The sequence below is a fragment of the Erwinia sp. PME.40.26/001 genome (assembly GCF_055556675.1).
This window is the reverse complement of record NZ_JBVHNP010000018.1, coordinates 1-5,721: the sequence shown is the minus strand read 5'-3', so window position 1 is coordinate 5,721 and position 5,721 is coordinate 1. Positions and strand designations below refer to the sequence as shown.

Here is a 5,721-nt window from a genome sequence, read left to right as displayed (position 1 = left end):
CGGACAAAGCCAGCTACGCGGCGGGCAGCGACATGACGGTGACGGTGACGCTGAAGGACGCGAACGGCAACCCGGTGGCGGGGCAGGCGGCCTTGCTGACGGCGGAGGCCGTGACGGTGGCGCACGCCAGCCTGAGCGGTAGCTGGAAGGAGAACGGCGCCGGGATCTATACGGCGGGCTACACGGCCATCACGGCGGGCACGGGCCTGAGGGCCGTGCTGAAGCTGCCGGGCTGGAGCCAGGGCAGCGACTCTGCGGCCTATGCCATTACGGCGGGCGCCCCGGCGCAGGCAGCGTCCGGCGTTAAAACGGACAAAGCCAGCTACGCGGCGGGCGGCAACATGACGGTGACGGTGACGCTGAAGGACGCGAACGGCAACCCGGTGGCGGGGCAGGCGTCCTCGCTGACGGCGGAGGCCGTGACGGTGGCCAACGCCAGCCTGAGCGGCAGCTGGAAGGAGAACGGCGCCGGAACCTACGCGGCAGGCTACACGGCCATCACGGCGGGCACGGGCCTGAAGGCCGTGCTGAAGCTGCCGGGCTGGAGCCAGGGCAGCGACTCCGCGGCTTATGCCATTACGGCGGACATCAGCACCGCGAAGGTGAGTGCTGTCGTCCCTGCCAGCCCGGGCGTTCCGGCGGACGGCACCGTGGATGCGGTGACGGTAACGGTGAAGGACGCGAACGGTAACCCGGTGGGCAATGCGGCGGTCAGCCTGTCGGCAACCAACGGCGCCACTCTTCAGGAGAGCGTGACCACCGACGCGCAGGGCCAGGCCACGGCGCCGCTCAGCAGTAAAAAAGCCGGTGCGGTGAAGGTAACGGCGAAGGTGGCCGGCGGGAAGGATGCGGGCCAGACCGCGACCGTTACCTTCACGGCGGGCGCTCCGGCGCAGGCAGCGTCCGCCGTGAAAACGGACAAAGCCAGCTACGCGGCGGGCAGCGACATGACGGTGACGGTGACGCTGAAGGACGCGAACGGCAACCCGGTGGCGGGGCAGGCGTCATTACTGACGGCGGAGGCCGTGACGGTGGCCAACGCCAGCCTGAGCGGCAGCTGGAAGGAGAACGGCGCCGGGATCTATACGGCGGGCTACACGGCCATCACGGCGGGCACGGGCCTGAAGGCCGGGGTGAAGCTGCCGGGCTGGAGTAAAGGCAGCGACTCTGCGGCCTATGTCATTACGGCGGGCGCCCCGGCGCAGGCAGCGTCCGGCGTGAAAACGGACAAAGCCAGCTACGCGGCGGGCAGCGACATGACGGTGACGGTGACGCTGAAGGACGCGAACGGCAACCCGGTGACGGGGCAGGCGACCTCGCTGACGGCGGAGGCCGTCACGGTGGCCAACGCCACCCTGAGCGGCCGCTGGACCGACAACCAGGACGGCACATATGCGGCAGGCTACACGGCCATCACGGCGGGTACGGGCCTGAAGGCCGTGCTGAAGCTGCCGGGCTGGAGCCAGGGCAGCGACTCTGCGGCTTATGCGATCACGGCGGGCACCCCGGCGCAGGCAGCGTCCGGCGTTAAAACGGACAAAGCCAGCTACGCGGCGGGCGGCAACATGACGGTGACGGTGACGCTGAAGGACGCGAACGGCAACCCGGTGGCGGGGCAGGCGGCCTTGCTGACGGCGGAGACCGTGACGGTGGCCAACGCCAGCCTGAGCGGCCGCTGGACCGACAACCAGGACGGCACCTATGCGGCAGGCTACACGGCCATTACGGCGGGCACGGGCCTGAAGGCCGTGCTGAAGCTGCCGGGCTGGAGTAAAAGCAGCGACTCCGCGGCTTATGCCATTACGGCGGACGGCAGCACCGCGAAGGTGAGTGCGGTCGTCCCTGCCAGCCCGGGCGCTCCGGCGGACGGCACCGTGGATGCGGTGACGGTAACGGTGAAGGACGCGAACGGTAACCGGGTGGGCAATGCGGCGGTCAGCCTGTCGGCAACCAACGGCGCCACGCTTAAAGAGAGCGTGACCACCGACGCGCAGGGCCAGGCCACGGCGCCGCTGAGCAGTAAAAAAGCCGGGGCGGTGACGGTAACGGCGAAGGTGGCCGGCGGGAAGGATGCGGGCCAGACCGCGACCGTTACCTTCACGGCGGGCGCTCCGGCGCAGGCAGCGTCCGGCGTTAAAACGGACAAAGCCAGCTACGCGGCGGGCAGCGACATGACGGTGACGGTGACGCTGAAGGACGTGAACGGCAACCCGGTGGCGGGGCAGGCGGCCTTGCTGACGGCGGAGGCCGTCACGGTGGCCAACGCCACGCTGAACGGCAGCTGGAAGGAGAACGGCGCCGGGATCTATACGGCGGGCTACACGGCCATCACGGCGGGCACGGGCCTGAAGGCCGGGGTGAAGCTGCCGGGCTGGAGTAAAGGCAGCGACTCCGCGGCCTATGTCATTACCGCAGGCGCCCCGGCGCAGGCAGCGTCCGGCGTTAAAACGGACAAAGCCAGCTACGCGGCGGGCAGCGACATGACGGTGACGGTGACGCTGAAGGACGCGAACGGCAACCCGGTGACGGGGCAGGCGGCCTTGCTGACGGCGGAGGCCGTCACGGTGGCCAACGCCAGCCTGAGCGGCAGCTGGAAGGAGAACGGCGCCGGGATCTATGCGGCAGGCTACACGGCCATCACGGCGGGCACGGGCCTGAAGGCCGTGCTGAAGCTGCCGGGCTGGAGCCAGGGCAGCGACTCTGCGGCCTATGCCATTACGGCGGGCGCCCCGGCGCAGGCAGCGTCCGGCGTGAAAACGGACAAAACCAGCTACGCGGCGGGCGGCAACATGACGGTGACGGTGACGCTGAAGGATGCGAACGGCAACCCGGTGGCGGGGCAGGCGGCCTTGCTGACGGCGGAGGCAGTGACGGTGGCCAACGCCACCCTGAGCGGCAGCTGGACCGACAACCAGGACGGCACCTACGCGGCAGGCTACACGGCCATCACGGCGGGTACGGGCCTGAAGGCCGTGCTGAAGCTGCCGGGCTGGAGTAAAGGCAGTGACTCTGCGGCCTATGCCATTACGGCGGGCGCCCCGGCGCAGGCAGCGTCCGGCGTTAAAACGGACAAAACCAGCTACGCGGCGGGCGGCAACATGACGGTGACGGTGACGCTGAAGGACGCGAACGGCAACCCGGTGGCGGGGCAGGCGGCCTTGCTGACGGCGGAGGCAGTGACGGTGGCCAACGCCAGCCTGAGCGGCCGCTGGACCGACAACCAGGACGGCACCTACGCGGCGGGCTACACGGCCATCACGGCGGGCACGGGCCTGAAGGCCGTGCTGAAGCTGCCGGGCTGGAGCCAGGGCAGCGACTCCGCGGCTTATGCCATTACGGCGGACATCAGCACCGCGAAGGTGAGTGCGGTCGTCCCTGCCAGCCCGGGCGTTCCGGCGGACGGCACCGTGGATGCGGTGACGGTAACGGTGAAGGACGCGAACGGTAACCCGGTGGGCAATGCGGCGGTCAGCCTGTCGGCAACCAACGGCGCCACTCTTCAGGAGAGCGTAACCACCGACGCGCAGGGCCAGGCCACGGCGCCGCTGAGCAGTAAAAAAGCCGGGGCGGTAACGGTAACGGCGAAGGTGGCCGGCGGGAAGGATGCGGGCCAGACCGCGACCGTTACCTTCACGGCGGGCGCTCCGGCGCAGACAGCGTCCGGCGTTAAAACGGACAAAGCCAGCTACGCGGCGGGCAGCGACATGACGGTGACGGTGACGCTGAAGGACGCGAACGGCAACCCGGTGGCGGGTCAGGCGTCCTCGCTGACGGCGGAGGCCGTCACGGTGGCCAACGCCACCCTGAGCGGCAGCTGGAAGGAGAACGGCGCCGGGATCTATACGGCGGGCTACACGGCCATCACGGCGGGCACGGGCCTGAAGGCCGGGGTGAAGCTGCCGGGCTGGAGTAAAGGCAGCGACTCTGCGGCCTATGCGATCACTGCGGGCGCCCCGGCGCAGGCAGCGTCCGGCGTTAAAACGGACAAAACCAGCTACGCGGCGGGCAGCGACATGACGGTGACGGTGACGCTGAAGGACGCGAACGGCAACCCGGTGACGGGGCAGGCGGCCTTGCTGACGGCGGAGGCCGTCACGGTGGCGAACGCCACCCTGAGCGGCAGCTGGACCGGCGGCCTTGACGGCACCTATACGGCGAGCTACACGGCCATCAGGGCGGGCACGGGCCTGAAGGCCGTACTGAATCTGCCGGGCTGGAGCCAGGGCAGCGACTCTGCGGCCTATGCCATTACGGCGGGCGCCCCGGCGCAGGCAACGTCCGGCGTGAAAACGGACAAAACCAGCTACGTGGCGGGCAGCGACATGATGGTGACGGTGACGCTGAAGGATGCGAACGGTAACCCGGTGACGGGAAAGGCATCCTCGCTGACGGCGGAGGCAGTGACGGTGGCGAACGCCAGCCTGAACGGTATCTGGACCGACAACCAGGACGGCACCTATGTGGCGAGCTACACGGCCACCAAGGAGGGCACGGGGCTAAAGGCAACGTTGGGTTATACCGGATGGGATGGTGAAGTTTACTCAAAAAAATATGCAATTATCATTCTGCAACTGGAAATCGTACGCGTTGAAGTAAATGGTAATTCGTTAGATCTTAATAAGTCGTTCTCTGGCGTTATGTTTAAAAATGCATCCTTTACAATAACGCTAAATGAAAATGCTGATGATTTTTCCTCTTCGGAAGAGCTTACTGTTAAAAAAAGTAATGAGGATAAAAAATATATTGTGACCTTTGTTGCACAGCCGCTTAAAGATTTAACCATCACCATGAACAAAGAGGGTTATAAATCAGCTTCTTACACACTGAAGGTGAGTGAATATCCCTATTTCCTGGATTACTACACAGATCAGGCTTATGCCCCTTCTGCGGGGAACGAAAAGGCAGCTGATCGGCTCTGCAAGGCTAACGGAGGTGAGCTTCCTTCTTTAGCAACTTTCGACGCGGCCTATAAACTTTGGGGAAATTTATCTAAATATGGCTGGGTGTATTCGGATGCAGAAAACTATAGAACCTCTGAAACTAGGAGTGATGGAGGTACAGTTGATTTCAATATCAGTAATGGTGTACATGAATTTACTACATACAATGCCTGGGTCTTAAAACCCTTAAGGTGCGTTAACCATAATTAGGCTCAAGATCAGGATCAGTAATATATTACGGTGTGCGGCCCAGGGTATGTGGCAGGTTAACCATGACTGCTACATGCCGCGGGTACGGGCCTGACGGCGACTGTGAAGCTGGCCGGCTGGAGCGGAAAACCCCCGCAGGCCAGTGAGATTAAAGGCGTACCATCAGAGAAGCTATCTTCAGTTCCAAACGATAACACTATCTGCTTTGAGCTGTGCCACTCTCAGGTCACTTCCCCGAGGTTGTTCTTAAGAGAATACCGCAACGCTATTTTCCGGCTTGATGTGTAACGCTGGGTTTGATTCCTTTCGGCGGCATCGAATGCGCCTCATCACGCTTACGGCGTGCTTCAACAGGCCATGACAGACTCGCGCCATTGTTAAGCTGATGAGGTTTTTCATGTGTTTTAGCGTCTTTAATGGGAATATCAGGTGTGAGTGATTTAGCGGGTTATCAGGGGTTTTTAGACTTTCTGAAACGTGCCGGGAGGTGTAAATGACCTGCCCCCAGTATTAGATACAACACTCAGTTAGTAACGTCGGAATCTTCATTCTCAGAATGACCCTTTCTCCA

General features: G+C 64.0%; 1 protein-coding gene. It reads left to right on the top strand.

The features are described from left to right. The first annotated feature begins 32 nt into the window (after window positions 1–32). A complete protein-coding gene (locus ACZ3HG_RS22880) occupies window positions 33–5,150 on the top strand; it encodes an invasin domain 3-containing protein (protein ID WP_465334582.1) in 5,118 nt (1,705 codons plus the stop codon). The last annotated feature ends 571 nt before the right edge of the window (window positions 5,151–5,721 follow it).

Coding starts and splice junctions, on each gene's coding strand:
- ACZ3HG_RS22880 (WP_465334582.1), top strand. CDS start 33: ATGACGGTGACGGTGACGCTGAAGGACGCGAACGGCAACCCGGTGGCG.